General features: G+C 49.1%; 21 protein-coding genes. 13 read left to right on the forward strand and 8 right to left on the reverse strand.

Features of this window, described 5'->3' with window-relative positions:
- Positions 1-86: 86 nt before the first annotated feature.
- The 3 genes from HK11_RS07940 to HK11_RS07950 form a co-directional block, all read right to left on the reverse strand.
- Positions 87-275 carry a hypothetical protein gene (locus HK11_RS07940; RefSeq protein WP_086554824.1) on the reverse strand — a complete coding sequence of 63 codons (189 nt, stop codon included), beginning with the start codon at positions 273-275 and terminating at the stop codon, positions 87-89.
- Positions 276-357: 82 nt separating this feature from the next.
- Positions 358-1,152 (reverse strand): hypothetical protein, encoded by a 795-nt coding sequence (locus HK11_RS07945; protein ID WP_086554825.1) that lies wholly within the window; start codon positions 1,150-1,152, stop codon positions 358-360.
- A 204-nt stretch (positions 1,153-1,356) separates the two neighbouring features.
- Positions 1,357-1,977, reverse strand: coding sequence for a hypothetical protein (locus HK11_RS07950; protein WP_143216369.1), 621 nt, complete (start codon positions 1,975-1,977; stop codon positions 1,357-1,359).
- Between the two features lie 146 nt (positions 1,978-2,123).
- On the opposite strand from HK11_RS07950, the gene HK11_RS07955 reads away from it, so the two are divergent.
- The 13 genes from HK11_RS07955 (at position 2,124) to HK11_RS08015 (ending at position 12,953) form a co-directional block, all read left to right on the forward strand.
- Entirely contained in the window at positions 2,124-2,657 is a 534-nt protein-coding gene (locus HK11_RS07955; RefSeq protein WP_086554827.1) for a hypothetical protein, read from the forward strand.
- A 4-nt stretch (positions 2,658-2,661) separates the two neighbouring features.
- A complete protein-coding gene (gene sctJ, locus HK11_RS07960; RefSeq protein ID WP_086554828.1) occupies positions 2,662-3,414 on the forward strand; it encodes a type III secretion system inner membrane ring lipoprotein SctJ in 753 nt (250 codons plus the stop codon).
- 44 nt (positions 3,415-3,458) lie between these two features.
- Positions 3,459-4,031 (forward strand): hypothetical protein, encoded by a 573-nt coding sequence (locus HK11_RS07965; RefSeq protein ID WP_143216370.1) that lies wholly within the window; start codon positions 3,459-3,461, stop codon positions 4,029-4,031.
- Positions 4,024-4,605 carry a type III secretion system stator protein SctL gene (sctL, locus tag HK11_RS07970; protein WP_086554830.1) on the forward strand — a complete coding sequence of 194 codons (582 nt, stop codon included), beginning with the start codon at positions 4,024-4,026 and terminating at the stop codon, positions 4,603-4,605. Before HK11_RS07965 ends, sctL begins: the two co-directional genes overlap by 8 nt.
- A 6-nt stretch (positions 4,606-4,611) precedes the next feature.
- Entirely contained in the window at positions 4,612-6,315 is a 1,704-nt protein-coding gene (locus tag HK11_RS07975) for a FliI/YscN family ATPase (RefSeq protein ID WP_086554831.1), read from the forward strand.
- Positions 6,291-6,839, forward strand: a complete 549-nt coding sequence (locus HK11_RS07980; RefSeq protein ID WP_086554832.1) for a hypothetical protein — start codon at positions 6,291-6,293, stop codon at positions 6,837-6,839. The genes HK11_RS07975 and HK11_RS07980 overlap by 25 nt, the downstream gene beginning before the upstream one ends.
- Complete coding sequence (locus tag HK11_RS07985) at positions 6,836-7,891, forward strand: FliM/FliN family flagellar motor switch protein (RefSeq protein ID WP_086554833.1); 1,056 nt, start codon at positions 6,836-6,838, stop codon at positions 7,889-7,891. Before HK11_RS07980 ends, HK11_RS07985 begins: the two co-directional genes overlap by 4 nt.
- Positions 7,888-8,538 carry a type III secretion system export apparatus subunit SctR gene (sctR, locus tag HK11_RS07990; protein ID WP_086554834.1) on the forward strand — a complete coding sequence of 217 codons (651 nt, stop codon included), beginning with the start codon at positions 7,888-7,890 and terminating at the stop codon, positions 8,536-8,538. The genes HK11_RS07985 and sctR overlap by 4 nt, the downstream gene beginning before the upstream one ends.
- A 24-nt stretch (positions 8,539-8,562) precedes the next feature.
- Positions 8,563-8,835, forward strand: a complete 273-nt coding sequence (locus HK11_RS07995) for an EscS/YscS/HrcS family type III secretion system export apparatus protein (protein WP_086554835.1) — start codon at positions 8,563-8,565, stop codon at positions 8,833-8,835.
- A 3-nt stretch (positions 8,836-8,838) separates the two neighbouring features.
- Positions 8,839-9,639 (forward strand): type III secretion system export apparatus subunit SctT, encoded by an 801-nt coding sequence (gene sctT, locus HK11_RS08000; protein ID WP_086554836.1) that lies wholly within the window; start codon positions 8,839-8,841, stop codon positions 9,637-9,639.
- Complete coding sequence (locus tag HK11_RS08005; protein ID WP_086554837.1) at positions 9,636-10,679, forward strand: EscU/YscU/HrcU family type III secretion system export apparatus switch protein; 1,044 nt, start codon at positions 9,636-9,638, stop codon at positions 10,677-10,679. The genes sctT and HK11_RS08005 overlap by 4 nt, the downstream gene beginning before the upstream one ends.
- An 88-nt stretch (positions 10,680-10,767) precedes the next feature.
- A complete protein-coding gene (locus HK11_RS08010) occupies positions 10,768-11,643 on the forward strand; it encodes a hypothetical protein (protein WP_086554838.1) in 876 nt (291 codons plus the stop codon).
- Positions 11,644-11,762: 119 nt separating this feature from the next.
- Entirely contained in the window at positions 11,763-12,953 is a 1,191-nt protein-coding gene (locus tag HK11_RS08015; RefSeq protein ID WP_086554839.1) for a hypothetical protein, read from the forward strand.
- A gap of 28 nt (positions 12,954-12,981) precedes the next feature.
- On the opposite strand, the gene HK11_RS08020 is transcribed toward HK11_RS08015, so the two are convergent.
- Genes HK11_RS08020 through HK11_RS08040 form a run of 5 tightly spaced genes read right to left on the reverse strand, consistent with a single transcriptional unit; the run spans position 12,982 to position 16,972 of the window.
- Positions 12,982-13,860 (reverse strand): energy transducer TonB, encoded by an 879-nt coding sequence (locus tag HK11_RS08020; protein WP_086554840.1) that lies wholly within the window; start codon positions 13,858-13,860, stop codon positions 12,982-12,984.
- Positions 13,860-14,315 carry a TonB system transport protein ExbD gene (gene exbD, locus HK11_RS08025; protein WP_086554841.1) on the reverse strand — a complete coding sequence of 152 codons (456 nt, stop codon included), beginning with the start codon at positions 14,313-14,315 and terminating at the stop codon, positions 13,860-13,862. The genes HK11_RS08020 and exbD overlap by 1 nt, the downstream gene beginning before the upstream one ends.
- Positions 14,316-14,320: 5 nt before the next feature.
- The gene (exbB, locus tag HK11_RS08030; protein WP_086554842.1) at positions 14,321-15,040 is read right to left on the reverse strand and encodes a tonB-system energizer ExbB; all 720 of its coding nucleotides are present in this window, start codon (positions 15,038-15,040) and stop codon (positions 14,321-14,323) included.
- A gap of 19 nt (positions 15,041-15,059) precedes the next feature.
- Positions 15,060-15,428, reverse strand: a complete 369-nt coding sequence (locus HK11_RS08035; RefSeq protein ID WP_086554843.1) for a DUF3325 domain-containing protein — start codon at positions 15,426-15,428, stop codon at positions 15,060-15,062.
- Entirely contained in the window at positions 15,428-16,972 is a 1,545-nt protein-coding gene (locus tag HK11_RS08040) for a PepSY domain-containing protein (RefSeq protein ID WP_086554875.1), read from the reverse strand. The genes HK11_RS08035 and HK11_RS08040 overlap by 1 nt, the downstream gene beginning before the upstream one ends.

Here is a 16,972-nt window from a genome sequence, read left to right on the forward strand (position 1 = left end):
CTTTACGGCAACCCCTCATCAGATGCAAAAATGGTCTGCCAGGCAGAAATATTCCCCCTTGCAGACCATTTTCTGCTTAGTGCAGATCAGTCTTTCGTGAAGGAAGACTTGGCATTGCTTTCCATTGTCTGAGCAAAGTCGTTAGCAAACGTCTGAGCGTTAGAAATTTCAGACATTTTTTCCTGCTCCTGCAGGTTTTGATCTTCCATAGCTTCAGATTCCTGCATAACCTGGCTCATTGTAGAATCTGTATTAGAAGAAATTGAACCGCTCATTCTAAACTCCATTGGACAATAAAAAAACTAAGTGAAAAATATCAGTGTGTTACTGATACCTCTTTGAACATCAGAGATTTTCTTACGAAGAAGATGAACCACCTGATTTCATTTCTGACATAAGCTGGGAAATCATAGCCGCCATTTCCTCTGCAACCCCTTCCATTTCCTGCGTGCTGCTATCGGAAGATGCTGAAGAGGCAGCTGAAGTGCTGGTGTCTGAACTTTCACCTATTGCGGCTTCAAGGTCCTTGACAGCGGAAGAGCTGTTAAACGAACCTGATTCAGCTTCACTCGCAAGGTTTTTAGCCGTTTGTGCGAGCTGTGTATTGCCTGCGTTTGAGGCTTCGGTTGCCAGTGCATTAAAGTTATTGACTTCATCCGTCCCTGACTGACCGGACTCAAGACCACTCGCAATAGAATTTACGTTGTTTGTTATTGCATCAACGCTTTTTCCCTGAATGGCCGCAGCGATGGCATTGCTGCTGCCGCCCTGCTCGTAAGTGCCATCAGAGAGGCTGTTAGCAATATTTGTCGCAACGGAAGAATCAATACCGTCGCTCTGATTGCTGGCTTCAGACGCAACAGCCCGTGCATATTCCTGCAGCGTGTTGCCGTTTGTGCCTGTTCCATCGACCAGCTTTTTAAGCGTGGTCATATCCTGATCAAGATTACCTGTAACAGAAAGCCCGGTATCACCCACAGCTGTTGAATTAGCAGAATCCTGAGTTTCGGCCTGCTTTTCCATTAATTCAAGTAACTGAGAAAGAGCCTGCGCCATTTGCTGAGCAGTATCAGCACTCAGGTCCTGGTCAGACGTCGTGCTCCCGTCTGAATAACTACTTACGCCACTTGTCGCATCCATCGTCGTCACCATACTTTCCGACCCAGAGACTGAAACACCAGAGAACAGGGCTAACCTGCTCTCAGGTCCGATCTTTACCCGGCAACGTTTTTAAAAAACGCTACGTGGATCGGCCATAAGCTGGAAGTAATTGACTATTCTGACCAGAACCTGACGCAGTTTTGAGATGAGTTGATTTTTGACAAAAACGGTGCGGTTTCATCAAACTGTCATTTATTACTGAGGCACCTGCTGCACTGCTCCACCACGAAAAATAGTCACTGTCTGATGAGCCGCCCTGGTTTTCAATAACTGAATGGTCTGATCAATACGCTCAAGCATACGCGGTGGCCCGAAGGCCGTAACAGCATCACCATTACTATCTTCATGAACAGAATAATGTGGTTCTAACATTTTTTTGGCATCAATAGCCCGTCTCAGCCGTGCATAGGGCACACCATCCAGTGAAAATGTATGACTGGACGCTGCTGAAGCAGGCGTGATGTATAATGTATTACCATCGTAATACCAGTCCAGGTGGTATTCGGCAGTCAGGGCATCAAGAAATGCCATCGGCGTTGCCGCTGTAAACCCTGAACGGACATTCCCTTCAACTGAGGGGTCGATAATAACCCTTAAGTCCACATCTCCGCAAAACTGAGTAATCGCCTCAGATAATGTCTGATGAAGCACAGTATACCGCCCCTGATCTGGTAACGGCATCACCTCTGCCCGGGCTGTTGTCTCAACAGTTATGACTGCTATCAGAGCCAAAAAACCAGAAAGAAACGATGGATTTTTCCACCCTTTACGCAGTGTCATCAGCCTCATCATACGCGACTTAAATTTCTGCTTCATCGCTGCACTATATACCTCAAAAAAAGTACACGACAATCATTAAGCCCTCTTTCAAGCACTATAATATCAGGTCAGGTTCAGGTCAGGTTTAGTTGTTAAAAAATCATTGTGTGCAGAAGAGAAATGCTGTCTCCGGAGCAATACGTATGACAGGACTTGCAGGATTAGATGCAACATCTCTTGCGTCACCAGCACTGAATCAGGTTTCAGATGATATATCTCAGGGAGGGGGCGCACATGGCGTCCAGCAGCTTGCTTTTACTGAAATAACACCTGAGCAGACATCATTCATTACCGGTTCTGTTACTCCGGCAGATACACTCCGCGAGCATTTTCTGAGCGGGCTGGGGAAAATAAACAGCTCTTTTACCCATCTTGATTCTCTGGCTCCTGAAATGTTGCCTGATGGTACACAGCTTAGCCTTTCTTCATCGTCAAAATCCTCACCTTACGCTTCGGAAACACCTCTCTCATCTCTCACCTCTGCCACCGAAAAAGCACCGGGCGGAGATCATTCAAAGATCTTCGAAAAGGTCGAGCAGGAGGGAATTGCGATGTATAATGAGGCACTGAGCAGGCAGATGGCGTTTTCAAACGCTGAGTTTGAAACACATATTATTACTGTCTCTTCACAAAATATGACCTCTACCCTGAAGAGCCTGCTCACGCAGGGGGGCTGACATTATGCGCCGCTTTCAGGTCAGACTACCGGCCCTGCTTATTTTACTTTCACTCACAGGCTGTCAGACACAGCTGTACACCCATCTCTCAGAACGTGATGCCATGGAGATGACTGCCATCCTGCTCCATAACGGCATCTCTGCTGACCGGGTCATTGCAAAAGATGGCAGCTCAACCATTGAAGTGGCAGGCAGTCAGGTCGCAGATGCAGTCTCTGTTCTTCAGGCCAGTCATTATCCACGCAACGACTACGAAAGTATGGATAAAATCTTTCAGCAGCAAGGCATGATAAGCACCCCGACAGCTGAGCGCGCAAAACTATATTATGGCATCAGCCAGGAACTTGGACACACACTCAACGATATAGACGGCGTTATTGATGCCCGTGTGCATATAGCACCAGCCGTGAATGACCCTGTTACCGGTATAGATAAACCAGCGACAGCCTCGGTCGTTATACGCTATGATGCCGGCACTTCAATGACAGGGCTACTGCCCAAAATTAAGCTCATGGTCGCCAATGCAGTGCAGGACCTGGCCTATGACCGGGTTTCTGTGATCTTGCTGCCAGAAGCGTTGCCACACCTGCCTCAGGTTCAGATATCAAACCGAATGAGCCTGCCTGGTCTTCTGGGCTGGTTTTTTGCCTTGCTGTTTCCATGCGGTTATGGCGTGCATTACTGGTTACAGCGTCGCAAAAAACAAACATCTGACACAGGTTCCCAGCTCACCGTTTCACCACGTCAGACACCATGACAATGCCTGCGGCTCTGCCACCCACTGTGCAGATGATACAGAGTATGCACTCTTCTCATTTACAGCTGCGTCTGCCTGCGCTGCGCCGGGAAACTATTCTGCGCCTTCAGGCCTGCACCCGCCTGACTGGCAAACTGAGCGACCTCTTTCCTTCTGAGACGTTTCAACAGCCTCCCGCTGCACAGACAGCCTGCGAGGCACTGGCGTCGCAAACAAGTCATGTCATTATGCAGGCAGGTTATCGTATGAGCGCATTAACCTACTGGCGTGAACTTGCAAAACACGTTGATAAACACTCAGTCACACTGATTGACAGCGCTCTGGGGGCTGAGCTGCGCTTATCTGCCATACGGCTTGGCGCGCAGCTTGCCGGGCACTCTCCCTCGCCTCTTACCTCACCCCCCACATCGACCAGCCCGACAGAGCCGCAGGTTCTGATACGCACTCTTACGGATTTTGCTCACTCCTGCCTGGCACGCTGGCATATGACACTACGCGCTGAATATCGCCCCGTCGCGAGGCTCAAACTCCCTGCCACAAACCTGCCTCAGGCAGCAGCCGGGCATTTCGACCCTGTTATCCTGTATGTAGCGCAGGAGATAACAGGTCATGTCTGATAAAGTTTTTTCCCGCCTTCAGCCGGATCAGACCATTCTGCTACCCGAGCAGATGAACGCCTGGTGTGATGCAACTACTGCTTACAATGCTGCCATCAGCAACGCCAGGGCATTACTCTCTGCCGCGCAAAATGCCTATAACGAACAGTGCCTGCGCGGTTATCAGGAGGGATGTGACAAAGCTGCCGGAGATATGGCGCAGCGCCTGCTGGGTGCTGATCAGGCCGTGGCAAAAATTTTACAGGACCTGGAGCAAAATCTTCCCTCGGTCATTGCAGACGTAGTGGATGATATTTTTGGCAGGCTGGATATCAGTGCTGTACTCCCCCACGCCATTCGTCATACGCTCACAAAAATCAGACAAGGCACACTTGCAACCCTCAGAGTGGCACCCGATTGTGCGGAACTTATAAGACCTGTTCTCGCAGAACTCCCCCCTCCTGGGATTCAGCTGGAAACAGACCCTTACTTACCAGCAGGCCGATGCGTTCTTGAAAGTGAGCTGGGCGTGGCAGAGCTGGGGATAAAAGCACAGCTTGCTGTTTTGCGCGATTACCTTACCACAAAATGGTAAACCGTTATGACTGACCTGCCCCTCTCCCCCGCTGAGCTGTATAATGCGCAGCCGGATATAACAGAGCCTGCACAGCTGCCGGTGCGCTCTCTTGCTACTGCACTCGAAGCTGACTTTATAAACTTACAGGCCGGATTTAAAAAAAATATTAGTGGCAGTTTAGAAAAACAGTCAGGTCAGGCAAAGCTACCAGCCGAAACGAAACAATCTGCCTCGCCGCAGCCACAGGCCGAACAATCGTATAATACCAGCCCCTCTCAGCATCCTCTCCCCCACGAAGAAGCAGAAACCAGCCAGGAAAACAAAAAAAGCAACACAGCATCTTTTTTATATCAGAAAGATACTTCTCTTCCCGCGACAACCTCTTCTCCTGCCAGTACAGCCAGCCATATTATTAATCGTATAAAACAACGGCTGCCGGACCTGCGCACTCTGACAACAGACCTGAATACCCGCCCGCTGCACGGACGGGTAACAGGAGCAACAGGCACTATTATTCGTGCAGTTTTGCCCAATGTTGCTATCGGCGATTTATGCCGGTTACATAATCACAACGATGACTGGTCACTTGATGCCGAGGTTGTCGGGCTGGATGGGCGGGAAGTGCTCCTGACCCCCATGGGCGAAATCTATGGCGTCTCAGCTGAAACCGAAGTTGTCACAACAGGCCGGCAGCGCCATTGTCCGGTTGGGGAACATCTGCTCGGCCGCGTGCTTGATGCATTGGGTGAGCCTGTTGATGGCCGGGGTGCTCTTCCTCCCGGTCCGTCCCGCCCTGTTTCGGCACCCCCGCCTCCTGCTATGGAACGTCAGTCTGTTGCTCGGCCCTTACCTGTAGGATTGCGTGTTCTTGACGGGTTACTGACCTGTGGTGAAGGGCAGCGTATTGGCGTTTATGGTGAAGCCGGGGCCGGCAAATCAACCCTGATGTCTGCCATTGTTAAAGGTAGCAGCGCTGATGTTGCTGTTGTCGCCCTGGTGGGTGAGCGTGGCCGTGAAGTGCGTGAATTTATTGAACATAACCTTGGCGAGGATGGTCTGAAAAAAACGGTTCTTATCGTTTCCACCTCTGACAGACCTGCGGCTGAGCGGGTTCTCTGTGCAAAAACGGCCACAACAATCGCAGAGTATTTTCGTGACCAGGGACTGAAAGTACTTTTGTTTGTTGATAACCTTACACGCTATGCCAGGGCATTACGCGAAATTGGCCTTGCTGCGGGAGAGCCACCTGCCCGCCGTGGTTTTCCTCCCTCCGTTTTTGCCGCGCTGCCACAGCTCATGGAGCGCACAGGTATGGGCGTGAAGGGGTCAATCACCGCTTTTTATATGGTGCTGGTTGAAGATGGCGGAGATGACCCCATAGCAGAAGAAACCCGCGGCATTCTTGATGGTCACATCATTCTCTCACGTGCTCTGGCCGCTTCAGGCCACTACCCGGCCATCGACGTCCTTTCCAGCCGTTCGCGCGTTATGAACCTCGTAACCAGTGCAGAACATATTAAAACTGCTACAAAAATACGCAGCTTATGGGCGCGTTATAAAGAAATCGAATTTCTTTTACAGGTTGGTGAATACAAAGCGGGCGGTGATCCTCTGGCAGATGAAGCCATTGCTAAAATCGATTTACTGCGCAGCTTTTTACAGCAGGACCATAATGACTATACGTCTTTCACTGAGGTGCTGGCATGGCTCAACCGTCTGCACAGCTGACAATCTATACAGCCCGGCAACTGACATTGCTACGTACGCGGCGCAGTGACCAGGCTCGTATATTATTTAAGAAAATCAGCTCAGAACTGACACACGCAGTCACCTCATACACACAGGCTCTTAACGCGCTGAAGTCGCATCAGAACGCATGGGCTGAAACACAAGACCGCATATCAGAGCAACATAAAGGGCATATCCTCAAAGGGCAGCACTTCCGTCAGGATCACGAAACACTGCAGCGTATGGCTGATCAGGCTATCCGTCTGGAGGAGAAAGCTGCGGCAGACCATAAGGCTGTTGAAAACCTGACACTGATGGCCACGCAGATACGTCATGACCTGATGATGGCTGAACAAAAAGAAAAACAGGCTCAGGATTTCGTAAAGAAAATTCAGGAAAATGAAAAAAAAGCACGATACAACCGTGATGAACAGGAAATTTCTGACCTGGTTATGGCTCGTCACAGTGTCAGTCAGACAAAAGAGCGCACAAAAAAATTAATAATGAATAAGCTTAAGTCATGACTACTGAGGCCCGGACATACCCCCTGCCTTCGGCAGTACCATACCACCCTCATACACTCGGTTATAATGCCGCAGTCAGCCGTCTTTTCGGGCGAAAACCGTTTATTATCCCCGCAGGAAAGACCACTTTTACCATCAGATTCAACCCTCCGCTTACACCAGAAAATGACTGGTATGCACTCGTATTTTCTACAGGTGAGGATAAAGGATTTTTCCTTCTCTCTAAGGAAAGCATGTCTGCACTGCTACACATGGCTGAGCCCTCACCTCATGCAGGCATAGAGCCAGAGGTCGCACTCCTGCTGCTTGAGCTTCTGTTTGAGAAGGCACTAAACAGCTTTGAGGAGATGAGTGGTCAGGTTGTTCATCTGTCTTATATTACCACAGCGGCAGAAGCTCTGCGACACACAGATATAAACTGCAGAACGGGTTTTCAGGCAGCATCTGACACGAACATATTATTTGAAGGCGTATTATGTTTCGAAACTGCCTTTCTGCCTTTACTGCATTCTCTGGCCCCTCCCCTGGCGGTGCATTTTCCTGACCCGCCAGTCACTCTTGCTCTGACTGTTGGCAGCGTTGCTCTGACACCCGCGCAGCTCAGCATGCTTGCGCCAGGTTTTGGCCTGGTGCTGGGGCCAGGTGACAGCATCAGCCTGAGCATCACAGCCGCAGAAGCACTAAGTGCTTCGGTTAATTACGTAAATAATAAAATTATTTTTCACAGCAACCTTTCACCTGTGACACAAAACCTGACAGCAAACAGGACTGATATGACTGATACACCCCCCTCTCCTGAAACAGACCCTTCTTCCCTCATCAGTGAAAGCACTCTTGATCAGCTTCAGATCCCTTTAACATTTGAACTGACGCGTATAACGGTCTCACTTGCTGAGCTCAGAACAATGGGAGAAGGACATATCATTGACATTGGCCCTCTGAACGAACGGGCTGTCTCTATTATTGCGAACGGACGACGCATAGGTGAAGGAGAACTGGTGACGATCGGACAGTCAGCAGCTGTTCGCATAACCCGGATTATTACGTCATGATCAGTTCATCAAACCTTGTTACAGCACTGGTTCTGACACTTGGTTTTGGCATTCTCATTCTTGCTGTTCTGACAATCACCTCTTTTGTAAAAATTTCTGTTGTTCTTTTTCTGCTGCGCACAGCTCTGGGTATTCAGCAGGCACCGCCCAATATCGTACTTTATGCCATTGCTCTTATGTTAACCCTTTTTATATCTGCGCCTCTGGGGCACGATATTTATAAATCACTGGCTGAATCTGATCAGAAATATGAAACGATTTCAGACTATGCTGAAGCTTATGATCATATTCAGGAGCCCATAGCACACCATCTGCTACACTTTACCCAGGCGCCTGAACGAAAATTTTTTATAAGTGCAACCAAACGGTTATGGCCTGAGGATATGAGAGATAGTCTGTCAGATGACTCTTTGCCAATTTTACTCCCGGCTTATCTGACAGGTGAACTTAAACGCGCTTTTGAAATTGGCTTTCTGATTTATCTGCCCTTTATTACCATTGACCTGATCGTTACTACTATTCTGATTGCTATGGGGCTTTCGCAGGTCCAGCCCAATACGATCTCCGTTCCTTTAAAATTATTACTCTTTGTTCTCGCCAGCGGCTGGACCCGCCTGCTGCATGGCCTGGTGCTGAGTTATACCTGAACATGCTGAACGGAGCTCTCATAAATGGATGATGCCTCGCTCACACAGGAACTGTCATCTGCTCTTTTTCTGTTCGCCTCAATTGCAGGGCCGCCTCTGGCAGTTGCTCTCATTGTCGGGCTGGTTGTCGGGCTCATGCAGGCTGTGACACAGCTACAGGATCAGACCATGCCTCTTACTTTTAAAGTCGTGGCGGTCTGCGCCACCCTTTTGCTTATGGCCTCCACACTGTTCCCTCCTCTGCTGTCATTTACGGAACGTATTCTGAATGATTTTCCGACCATGACACGGTACTAACCTATGTCAGCGCCTGCTGATCTGATGCAAAATATCATGCCATGGCTATCAGCTCTGGCTATCTCTATGTCGCGGCCAGCAGGCGTAGCTGTTGTTCTGCCAGTGTTTACGCGCGCGCAGTTAGGCGGACCGGTGCGTGGTGCCATTGCCTTTGCCCTTGGATTACCTGTTACACCATCAGTCTACGAAAAATTAACAGATACATCGCACTCTCTGATCATGCTTGGGCTCCTCAGTGCAAAAGAGCTGATGATCGGTATTATAATCGGGTTTATTCTCGGTCTGCCTGTATGGGGGGTACAATGCGCAGGTGAGATGCTGGATACACAGCGTAGTGCCACACAAGGCCAGTCGGAAGATCCCGCAAGTGGAAATCAGGATTCTATCACGGCAGGTTTTCTTGCTATGGCTGTTATTACGCTTTTTGTCGTATCCGGCGGGCTAAACCTGGTGGCCGGTGCCATCCTCTCATCAGAGAGCCTCTGGCCACCCACAGTTCTGAACCTGTCCCCTCAGCCTGGTGCTACGACAGTGCTCCTGACATTATTAGATCAGCTGGAGCTCATCACCCTGACAACCGGCGCCCCGGTGATGCTGGCCATGCTGCTTTGTGAATTTTCTATTATCCTGCTTATGCGGGCCATTCCTAAGCTACATCTGTATGACCTCGCACCCAATTTGCGCAACCTTGCTTTCACACTGATGATCTTTGGTTACTGCTCATGGCTGGTGGTTTATATGAAACATGACCTTGTTGCCTTACATCATGTAACGGGCACTCTGAACACACTGTTGCAGCCATGAGCGGAAGCAGCAGCGAAGAAAAAAACCTTCCTGCCTCGGCCCGAAAACTGGCGAATGAGCGCCGCAAGGGGCATATCGCCAAAGCACCCGACCTGCAGGCTGGTGTCGTGACAATTATTATGATTTGCTGGCTGGCTATCAGACACCACGCCATTGCTGCGCATATGATAATGCTGTTTGATGCGGCCGGCCATTCTGTGCTGATGGATTTTACTTCAGCCAGAGCCGTTTTTTCAAAAATTATCTATACTCTCTTTCTGCAGGATGCGCTTGCTCCACTGGCTCTTTCTGTCATCAGCAGTATTTTAATTAAGCTCATCACAAATGGTGGTTTTATATTCTCCCTTGATCCGATCATACCAAAACCTGAAACTATTAACCCTGTTTCCGGGTTAAAGAATATTTTCAAAAAAAGAACTTTTATTGATCTGGGAATGTCTGTGCTGAAAACCATTTTTTTTGGTGGCACACTTGCCCTGATCATACTCAGCTCACTAAATGGCCTGATGAGAGTGCCCGAAGCCGGCGCCTCCGGATTACCAGGAATATTATTTATGCTCCTGACACCATTATGCGCAGCCGCCTGTATTTTCTATCTGATTGCGGGTGTCACCGACCTTATAATTCAACGCTACCTGTTTATGCAGGAAATGCGTATGACCAAAACAGAAACCAAAAATGAACACAAGGAAACTCAGGGTAACCCGCTCATCAGGAAACAACAAAGACGCGCTCAGATTCTGGCCCGGCGTAAGCCAGAACATATGGGGCCGCGTCGCGCCACAGTAATGCTTTGCAACCACTCTTCTGCTATTGGTCTACGCTATAACCCGCCCGATACACCGCTGCCTAAAATTGTATGCCGGGGGAACGGGGAGCAGGCTGAAATCTACCGGCGGGCTGCACGTGACAGTCGTATCCCCCTCGTATGGGAGGCGGAGCTGACACGCGATCTGGCCGAAAATTTCAAACCTGGCATGACAATTACACCAGCATATTTTCAGCCTGTTGCCCGTATTTTACAAAATCTTCCGACATAAATCAGGCTGACGTCAGCTTCAGAGCTTAAAATAACCGCCAGTAAAAGCTGCATCCCAACAGGTAACACAGTATTATGATGAGGCCGGCATGAGTAATTCGATACAAACAGACCCTGCATTACAAAACCTGCTGCAGGAACTACAGGCCTATACGCAGTCCTCATCATCAGAAGCATCACCAACCAGCAGCGAGAGCAATACCAGCTCACAGCTTTCTGAAATTTTTCAGGAACTTATGAGCCTGCTGGAGAAAGGGTCCTCAGGCACAACCTCCGGGTCTTCTGAAGAAACCCCAACAGCGACAACAAGCACCACACAACCATCTGAGACCACCGGTACTGCCACACCAAACAATACATCAGAACAGGATGACACCTCGGGCACCAGCGCAGGAAGTGGTGCAAATACGTTACATATTACCAATACCAGTGATCATGATGAAAAAATTGGTGAATTTCTGAACGGCGGTTCAACAACAACACCTGTTGCTGAAATTGACCTGAAACCGGGTCAGAGTGGCACACTAAAATATCAGAATGGTCAGGGAGGGTATGCTGCTGAAGCTGACTCCTCTGGCACCTATCAGTCTACAGCAAGCCGGCTTGAATTTTATGCCAGCAATAAAGGCGTTAACAGTGTTGATGTCAGCTATATTGATGGTCGTAACGCTGCAATTAAGGTATCTGACGGCAAAGGCAAAACAGCTGGCGACAGCGAAAGCATTGCCAGTGATGCACCTGCTGCTGACATAACAAAAGACGCAGGGGGACGCGCAACTATTACCGGCTGGTATGATGGCTCAACGCAGGCTATGCAAAGCGGCGGCGCATACATGGAATCTAAACTGGGAACAGGGAATTCATACATTCACCCCGATGATGACCGTAATGCAAGCGGCTCAAACCCCATGACAATGGCTGAAGATACAAGTCAGACTTACACAGCTGATTTTGGAGATGCCTGACTACTCACCTCACGTCTGAACCTCTGACAAAACCTTACTCTCATCAGTCAGGTTAACGTCAGGGTTTCAGGTTACGCATACTATTATTCTCTGCATTTTTCTTACCAGGAGTACCCCTCATGCTGCTTGGATCTGTGGCAACCAGTTCAACTGACATTGGCACCCAGGAAGCGACAAGTGCTCTGGAGAAAAGTGGCAGCAGTAAGTCTGGTAAAAACACGGCTTATAATACTGACCTTGAAAAAGGCATGGACACCGTTGAACAAAATGATCCTGCATTATTTGCAAAAATTATGACAGCAGGAGAGTCAGGAAACGGGAATAACCTGGCGAAAGATGAGCTTGAGGCCTATCAGGAAGGTGATCTGACCAAAAGTCAGGCCATTGATGCTGTCTCTGGTGCGCAGTCACTTGCCAATAAAAATGGCGGGGGACGAATTAACAAGCATATCAGGGCAGAAGCTAAAGAAATTTTAGGCGGAAATTATATTAAAGGCGGCCAGACACGTGCCGGACACGATATTCTGAAATTTCTCGAAGCGTCTTCCCCTCTCGCTCAGTTAATCAAAGGTATTAAAGAAAAAACCTCTGACGGCGTAGCAAAAGACACTGTTCTTGATGCCGGAAGCACCGCCCTGAGCCAGGGTACACAACAGGCTATGTCTGACCTCAAAGAAACCGACCCTTATCTTGCTCAGCAATTTTCTAAAGATGCCAAAGCAAAAAATGGAAATGCTATGGCTGAAGATCTTGAAATTGCGGGAGAAGAATCAGCTCAGACCGGCAGCACATTCTCTGATGCCGATGCCGCAATGCTTGGTAGCCAGATAGGAGTATTAGGCAAAGGAAAAGTTTCCAGGCAGGATGCCGCTATGTTTCAGGCAGAATTTGGTGAAGGGACCATCGACCGGGGTAGCACCAGAGGATCAAAAGCATGGAACAAAATAGAAAACGGCATGGCAAGCTTTATGTCTTCAATTGTCTCCCCTGTAACTAATGGCGTTGGTATGGTTGACCAGTTTGCTAAGGGGCACATCAAACAAGGGTTTGAAGATATGGGCGAAATGGTTGAGGGAACCCTCAGTGACGCTGCACTGATTGTTGTACCCGGGGCAGGTGCTGAAATTGATGCTGCTGAAGGGGCAGCAGAAATTGGTGAAACTGCTGCAAGCGCTGCAACCAAAGAAAGTGCCTCAATTACAGACACGCTGAAAAATGCTGGTTCTGATGCTCTTAACACAGCCTCTTCCGTTGCTGATAAAGTAGATTATGGAACAAATCTATACAGTATGACGCAGGGTAACAGCTAAGATCTTATAAAAAGACCAGGCTAAAGTCTCAGTCTTCATGAATGTAAAACTCAACAGGCACCGTTAGTGTTACAATGTCGCCTTCAATACTGTCGGGCGGAACAGGAAGAGGTTGCGCGCGTTTTGGCAAAGCCAGGGCCTCCTGATCAAGTAATGAATTGCCTGAACTACTGGCCAGAGCAACTGTCAGAATGTGTCCTTTACGGTCCATTGAAAAAGTGACGGTCGGCACGCCTTCCTGATGGTCAAGCATGGCTTCAGACGGGTAGCGTTTAAATTTTTCAAGCTGAGCCAGCAAAGCGTTTTGCCATTTTACAGGATCATGAGCTGCATGAGAGGATGACACACCAGGTGTTGGGGCGGCCATGGCTTGTGCTTCAGGTGCCTGCGTTGCCGGAGGAGCAGTAGTAACCTCTGCCTGATCAGGTTTTTCAGGTGCAGGGTGTTTAATTTTTGGTGCGACCTCGTGTTTTTTAATATTCTTTTTTACTTTACCAGGCTTGGGTAACAAAACTGGCGGAGACACTGCGGGAGAAGGCGGTGCCGAAATATCAGGTTTTTCTTCAGGAACCGGTTCAGCTGAGGTGAGTGTCTGCTGCGGGCCGGGCGGAACATCCGTTGGGGGTGCGGTAACAGATACAGGCTCAGGCGCCAGGTCAATCGCAATGGCTGGTGGCGGTGCCTCAGGTACAGAAGAGATCTTTATCGGGGGCAAATGTAGTGCCCACCAGCCAGCTAACCCTGTCAGGGTAAAAACAATCAGGCAGGATGTCCCCCAGCGCAGCGCATCGTAGCGCTGTGTGCGCAAACGCTGATTACGCTGAACATCTTCAAAAGAAGGTAACACAGACTGTGTTACCGCTCGGATCGCAGCTGACTGACAGCTGTGGCCTTCTTTTTTTATCATCACGGCGTAATACCTGTTGAGGTGCTGGCCTCACTCCCCTGTTCCTGACCCTGCAGGTTAACCAGGGCAACTTTAAGATAACCAGCAGCACGCAGTTTATCCATAACACTCATGAGGGTGCCATAATCTACCGCTTTGTCAGCCCGCAAAAAAACTCTCTGATCTTTATTTCCTTTTGTAACAGCTGACATTTCACTGGAAAGAGTTTCAGAGGTTATGCTTTTCTCGCCCAGAGCCAGAGAATGATCCGCCTGAATTGTCAGAAATACCGGCTCTTCAGGGCGGGGTGTTGGTGCCTCAGAGGAAGAGGGCAGATCAACAGGAATATCGACCGTTGTCAGCGGGGCTGTAACCATAAAAATAACCAGCAAAACGAGCATCACATCAATAAAAGGCGTGACGTTGATCTCATTCACTTCATGCGGGTTCTCATCTGTATGACGTATACGGATCATTATGATTATTCTCCGGCTATACGTGTGCCAAATGATAGTACTTTATCCTTATTGCGCAAAGCCTGTTCCCGCCCCTGATCACGCGATACCAGACGCATAACCAGGGCTGTAATGTCCGCTACCTGTGCCCGGCATGAGGCTGTCTGACGCGCCAGATAATTGTAAATAATAACAGCAGGAATAGCTGCCACAAGCCCGAGTGCCGTCGCCAGAAGTGCCTCGGCAATACCAGGAGCGACAACAGCAAGGCTGGTTGCTTTACTGGCTGCAATACCAGTGAAAGACGTCATAATACCCCACACAGTGCCAAACAAACCGATAAAAGGTGAGGTTGCGCCAATGGTGGCCAGCAAACCCGTGCCGCGCATCAGGCGGCGGCCTTCTGCGGCTTCAAGACGTTCAAGGTGAAGAACAATTCGTTCTTTCAGCCCCTCACTGTCACAGGGAATATCCTGAGAGCGTTCACGTTCGGTTCTTGCCGCCATGACCAGAGTATAAGGTAACCCGGTATTGCGTACATAGTCTTCGCCCATATCAAGTGTATGCGCACCTTCAAGAGTTTTTTCCGCATGGTGCAGTTTTCGTCTGACATTAAAAAGCTCGGCTGATTTGGCCAGAAAGGTGATCCATGTCAGCAATGAGGCCAGTGTCAGCAACATGATAACGCTGCGGACAACAGGCCCAGCGTTGAGAAACATGTCCCACGGCGAAAAAGAAACAGGCATAATAAAACTCCGGTTTTGGTTAGTCAGGAGATTTTCCAGGACCAGACAATGGCATGAGAGGAAGAAGAAAAGCAGAATGTGACATCAGGCGAGCCAGCGGCACGAGCAGACGCGGCCACCATCCTAAAACAAGAGCAACACAACAGGCTGAAACAGAAAGAAGCCCGGCCCAGAGCAAAAATCCGAACCCGCCGCCCTCACGGCATATAAATGCTGTTAGTGTAAAAACCAGAATGCAAACCGAGAGTATTCTGATGTGCACAGTGCGCTGTGGTGCCAGCTCTTTCACGTCGGTTGTACGGCGGTGTGAAAGCTGTGTCAGTGCCGACAATGCACAGGCAAGAAACAGTAAAAATACCAGTATTATATACAAAATACATGACATCATCAGACTGCCACCAATGGTTTGGAGTGTATTTCATTTCGCACCCGGCGGGATAATCTGCGTGCAGCAAAAAAAGCCATAAATGAAGTGAACAGCAGCATGCTATCCATTCCTGCTACTGGCCAGAGATAACGGTGCGAGAGCGTATGCAGCAGATGGTCGCTGGTAGTAAACCAGTTAAGCAACACCGCACATAAGGCCAGAACTGAAATTGCACTGACCTGAAGCATCCATGCACGTTTTGGCCATAACCACCCCTGAAGAAAGGTTATAAGCCAGACGAGATAAAACCCTCTGACTTCAAGTGCTGACCGTGTCAGACCATGATATTGCGCATCAGCGGGAAGAATTCGGTTTATTATAAAAAAAGCAAGTGTAGAAATTATAATTCCGGCAACAGACCCTAACGTTATGCCTTTAACCAGGCGAAAGCCGGGAGAAGCACTCTGTTTTTTTTGACGGGCCTCCATCCAGAACAGAAAGCCGGTTGCGATGAGAACACAACTGCCTGACCCAGATATAAAGTACAACCATCGTAAACCCCAGTGGTGAAACTGTATGAGGTGAAGCCCGCTTAAAAAACGCTGAGTTTTAAGCGCCGGGCCAGGAAGGGGTGCATGAGAAACAAGCTGACCGGTTGTCGCATCAAAGGCAATAACATCGCGGTCAGATGTAACCTGTTTTTCGGTACTGTGAAAAAAAGCAATATGCCCTGTTGTCTGACCCGGATTAACGACCAGCACCATATGTGGGTCTGCTTTACCCCACAGGGCAGAGGCCTGAGCTGCAGCCATATCGAGCGAGACAACAGGAGCCCCGGGCTTACCCGGTTTTACCGGAAAGAAGGAGAGACCATTGGCATCGTAAAAATAATCACGCGGGTTTTTATATACAGCCTCAATCCCCGCCGGAAAAAAGGTAGAGCCCAGAATAAGCAGCCCTGAGAACGTCAGAATAATATGAAATGGCAACCCCAGAACACCTGTCAGGTTATGCAGGTCGAGCAGTAAGCGGCCTGGTCTCTTCTGAGGGCGAAACGTAAAGAATTCTGCAAATATCTTACGGTGGATAATAACCCCGGTCATGCAGAGCACCAGCATAGCCACAGAAGCAAGCCCTACAAGCCACTCCCCCAGATGCATAAACTGAAGTTCGAGCGTGTAGTGAAAAGGAAAAAAGAAACCAGTTGCCCCCAGCGTACCTGTTTGTGGTAATATTTGTCCTGTATCGGGGTTAATAACCTGGCTGACCATTTTTTTACCTGCCCGGTAGTGTGTTTCGATATAGGGCTGGCGATCGTCTGGCATGACCGCGTTCCAAAAAGTTGCTTTACTGGCAATAGCGTCATTAAGCGAGGCGCGAACACTGTCAAAAGAAAGAGGGTGTGAAGTCAGAGGCAGGCGGGTTTCTGGTTTCATCCAGAGATCAATTTCGCGGTCAAAAACTGAAAGTGTTCCCATCCAGAATACAGCAAACAAAATGCTACCGAGCACCACGCCGGTCCAGGTGTGCAGCCATTGCATGGAGCGACGAAAATCCGGTTCCAT

The organism is Acetobacter sp. DmW_043, from assembly GCF_002153485.1.
Taxonomy (GTDB): Bacteria; Pseudomonadota; Alphaproteobacteria; order Acetobacterales; family Acetobacteraceae; genus Acetobacter; species Acetobacter thailandicus.

Bases quoted from the DNA above. Each gene is read 5' to 3' on its own strand.
- HK11_RS07940 (WP_086554824.1), bottom strand. From the start codon at position 275: ATGAGCGGTTCAATTTCTTCTAATACAGATTCTACAATGAGCCAGGTT.
- HK11_RS07945 (WP_086554825.1), bottom strand. From the start codon at position 1,152: ATGGTGACGACGATGGATGCGACAAGTGGCGTAAGTAGTTATTCAGAC.
- HK11_RS07950 (WP_143216369.1), bottom strand. From the start codon at position 1,977: ATGAAGCAGAAATTTAAGTCGCGTATGATGAGGCTGATGACACTGCGT.
- HK11_RS07955 (WP_086554827.1), top strand. From the start codon at position 2,124: ATGACAGGACTTGCAGGATTAGATGCAACATCTCTTGCGTCACCAGCA.
- sctJ (WP_086554828.1), top strand. From the start codon at position 2,662: ATGCGCCGCTTTCAGGTCAGACTACCGGCCCTGCTTATTTTACTTTCA.
- HK11_RS07965 (WP_143216370.1), top strand. From the start codon at position 3,459: ATGCACTCTTCTCATTTACAGCTGCGTCTGCCTGCGCTGCGCCGGGAA.
- sctL (WP_086554830.1), top strand. From the start codon at position 4,024: ATGTCTGATAAAGTTTTTTCCCGCCTTCAGCCGGATCAGACCATTCTG.
- HK11_RS07975 (WP_086554831.1), top strand. From the start codon at position 4,612: ATGACTGACCTGCCCCTCTCCCCCGCTGAGCTGTATAATGCGCAGCCG.
- HK11_RS07980 (WP_086554832.1), top strand. From the start codon at position 6,291: ATGGCTCAACCGTCTGCACAGCTGACAATCTATACAGCCCGGCAACTG.
- HK11_RS07985 (WP_086554833.1), top strand. From the start codon at position 6,836: ATGACTACTGAGGCCCGGACATACCCCCTGCCTTCGGCAGTACCATAC.
- sctR (WP_086554834.1), top strand. From the start codon at position 7,888: ATGATCAGTTCATCAAACCTTGTTACAGCACTGGTTCTGACACTTGGT.
- HK11_RS07995 (WP_086554835.1), top strand. From the start codon at position 8,563: ATGGATGATGCCTCGCTCACACAGGAACTGTCATCTGCTCTTTTTCTG.
- sctT (WP_086554836.1), top strand. From the start codon at position 8,839: ATGTCAGCGCCTGCTGATCTGATGCAAAATATCATGCCATGGCTATCA.
- HK11_RS08005 (WP_086554837.1), top strand. From the start codon at position 9,636: ATGAGCGGAAGCAGCAGCGAAGAAAAAAACCTTCCTGCCTCGGCCCGA.
- HK11_RS08010 (WP_086554838.1), top strand. From the start codon at position 10,768: ATGAGTAATTCGATACAAACAGACCCTGCATTACAAAACCTGCTGCAG.
- HK11_RS08015 (WP_086554839.1), top strand. From the start codon at position 11,763: ATGCTGCTTGGATCTGTGGCAACCAGTTCAACTGACATTGGCACCCAG.
- HK11_RS08020 (WP_086554840.1), bottom strand. From the start codon at position 13,860: ATGATAAAAAAAGAAGGCCACAGCTGTCAGTCAGCTGCGATCCGAGCG.
- exbD (WP_086554841.1), bottom strand. From the start codon at position 14,315: ATGATCCGTATACGTCATACAGATGAGAACCCGCATGAAGTGAATGAG.
- exbB (WP_086554842.1), bottom strand. From the start codon at position 15,040: ATGCCTGTTTCTTTTTCGCCGTGGGACATGTTTCTCAACGCTGGGCCT.
- HK11_RS08035 (WP_086554843.1), bottom strand. From the start codon at position 15,428: ATGATGTCATGTATTTTGTATATAATACTGGTATTTTTACTGTTTCTT.
- HK11_RS08040 (WP_086554875.1), bottom strand. From the start codon at position 16,972: ATGGAACCGGATTTTCGTCGCTCCATGCAATGGCTGCACACCTGGACC.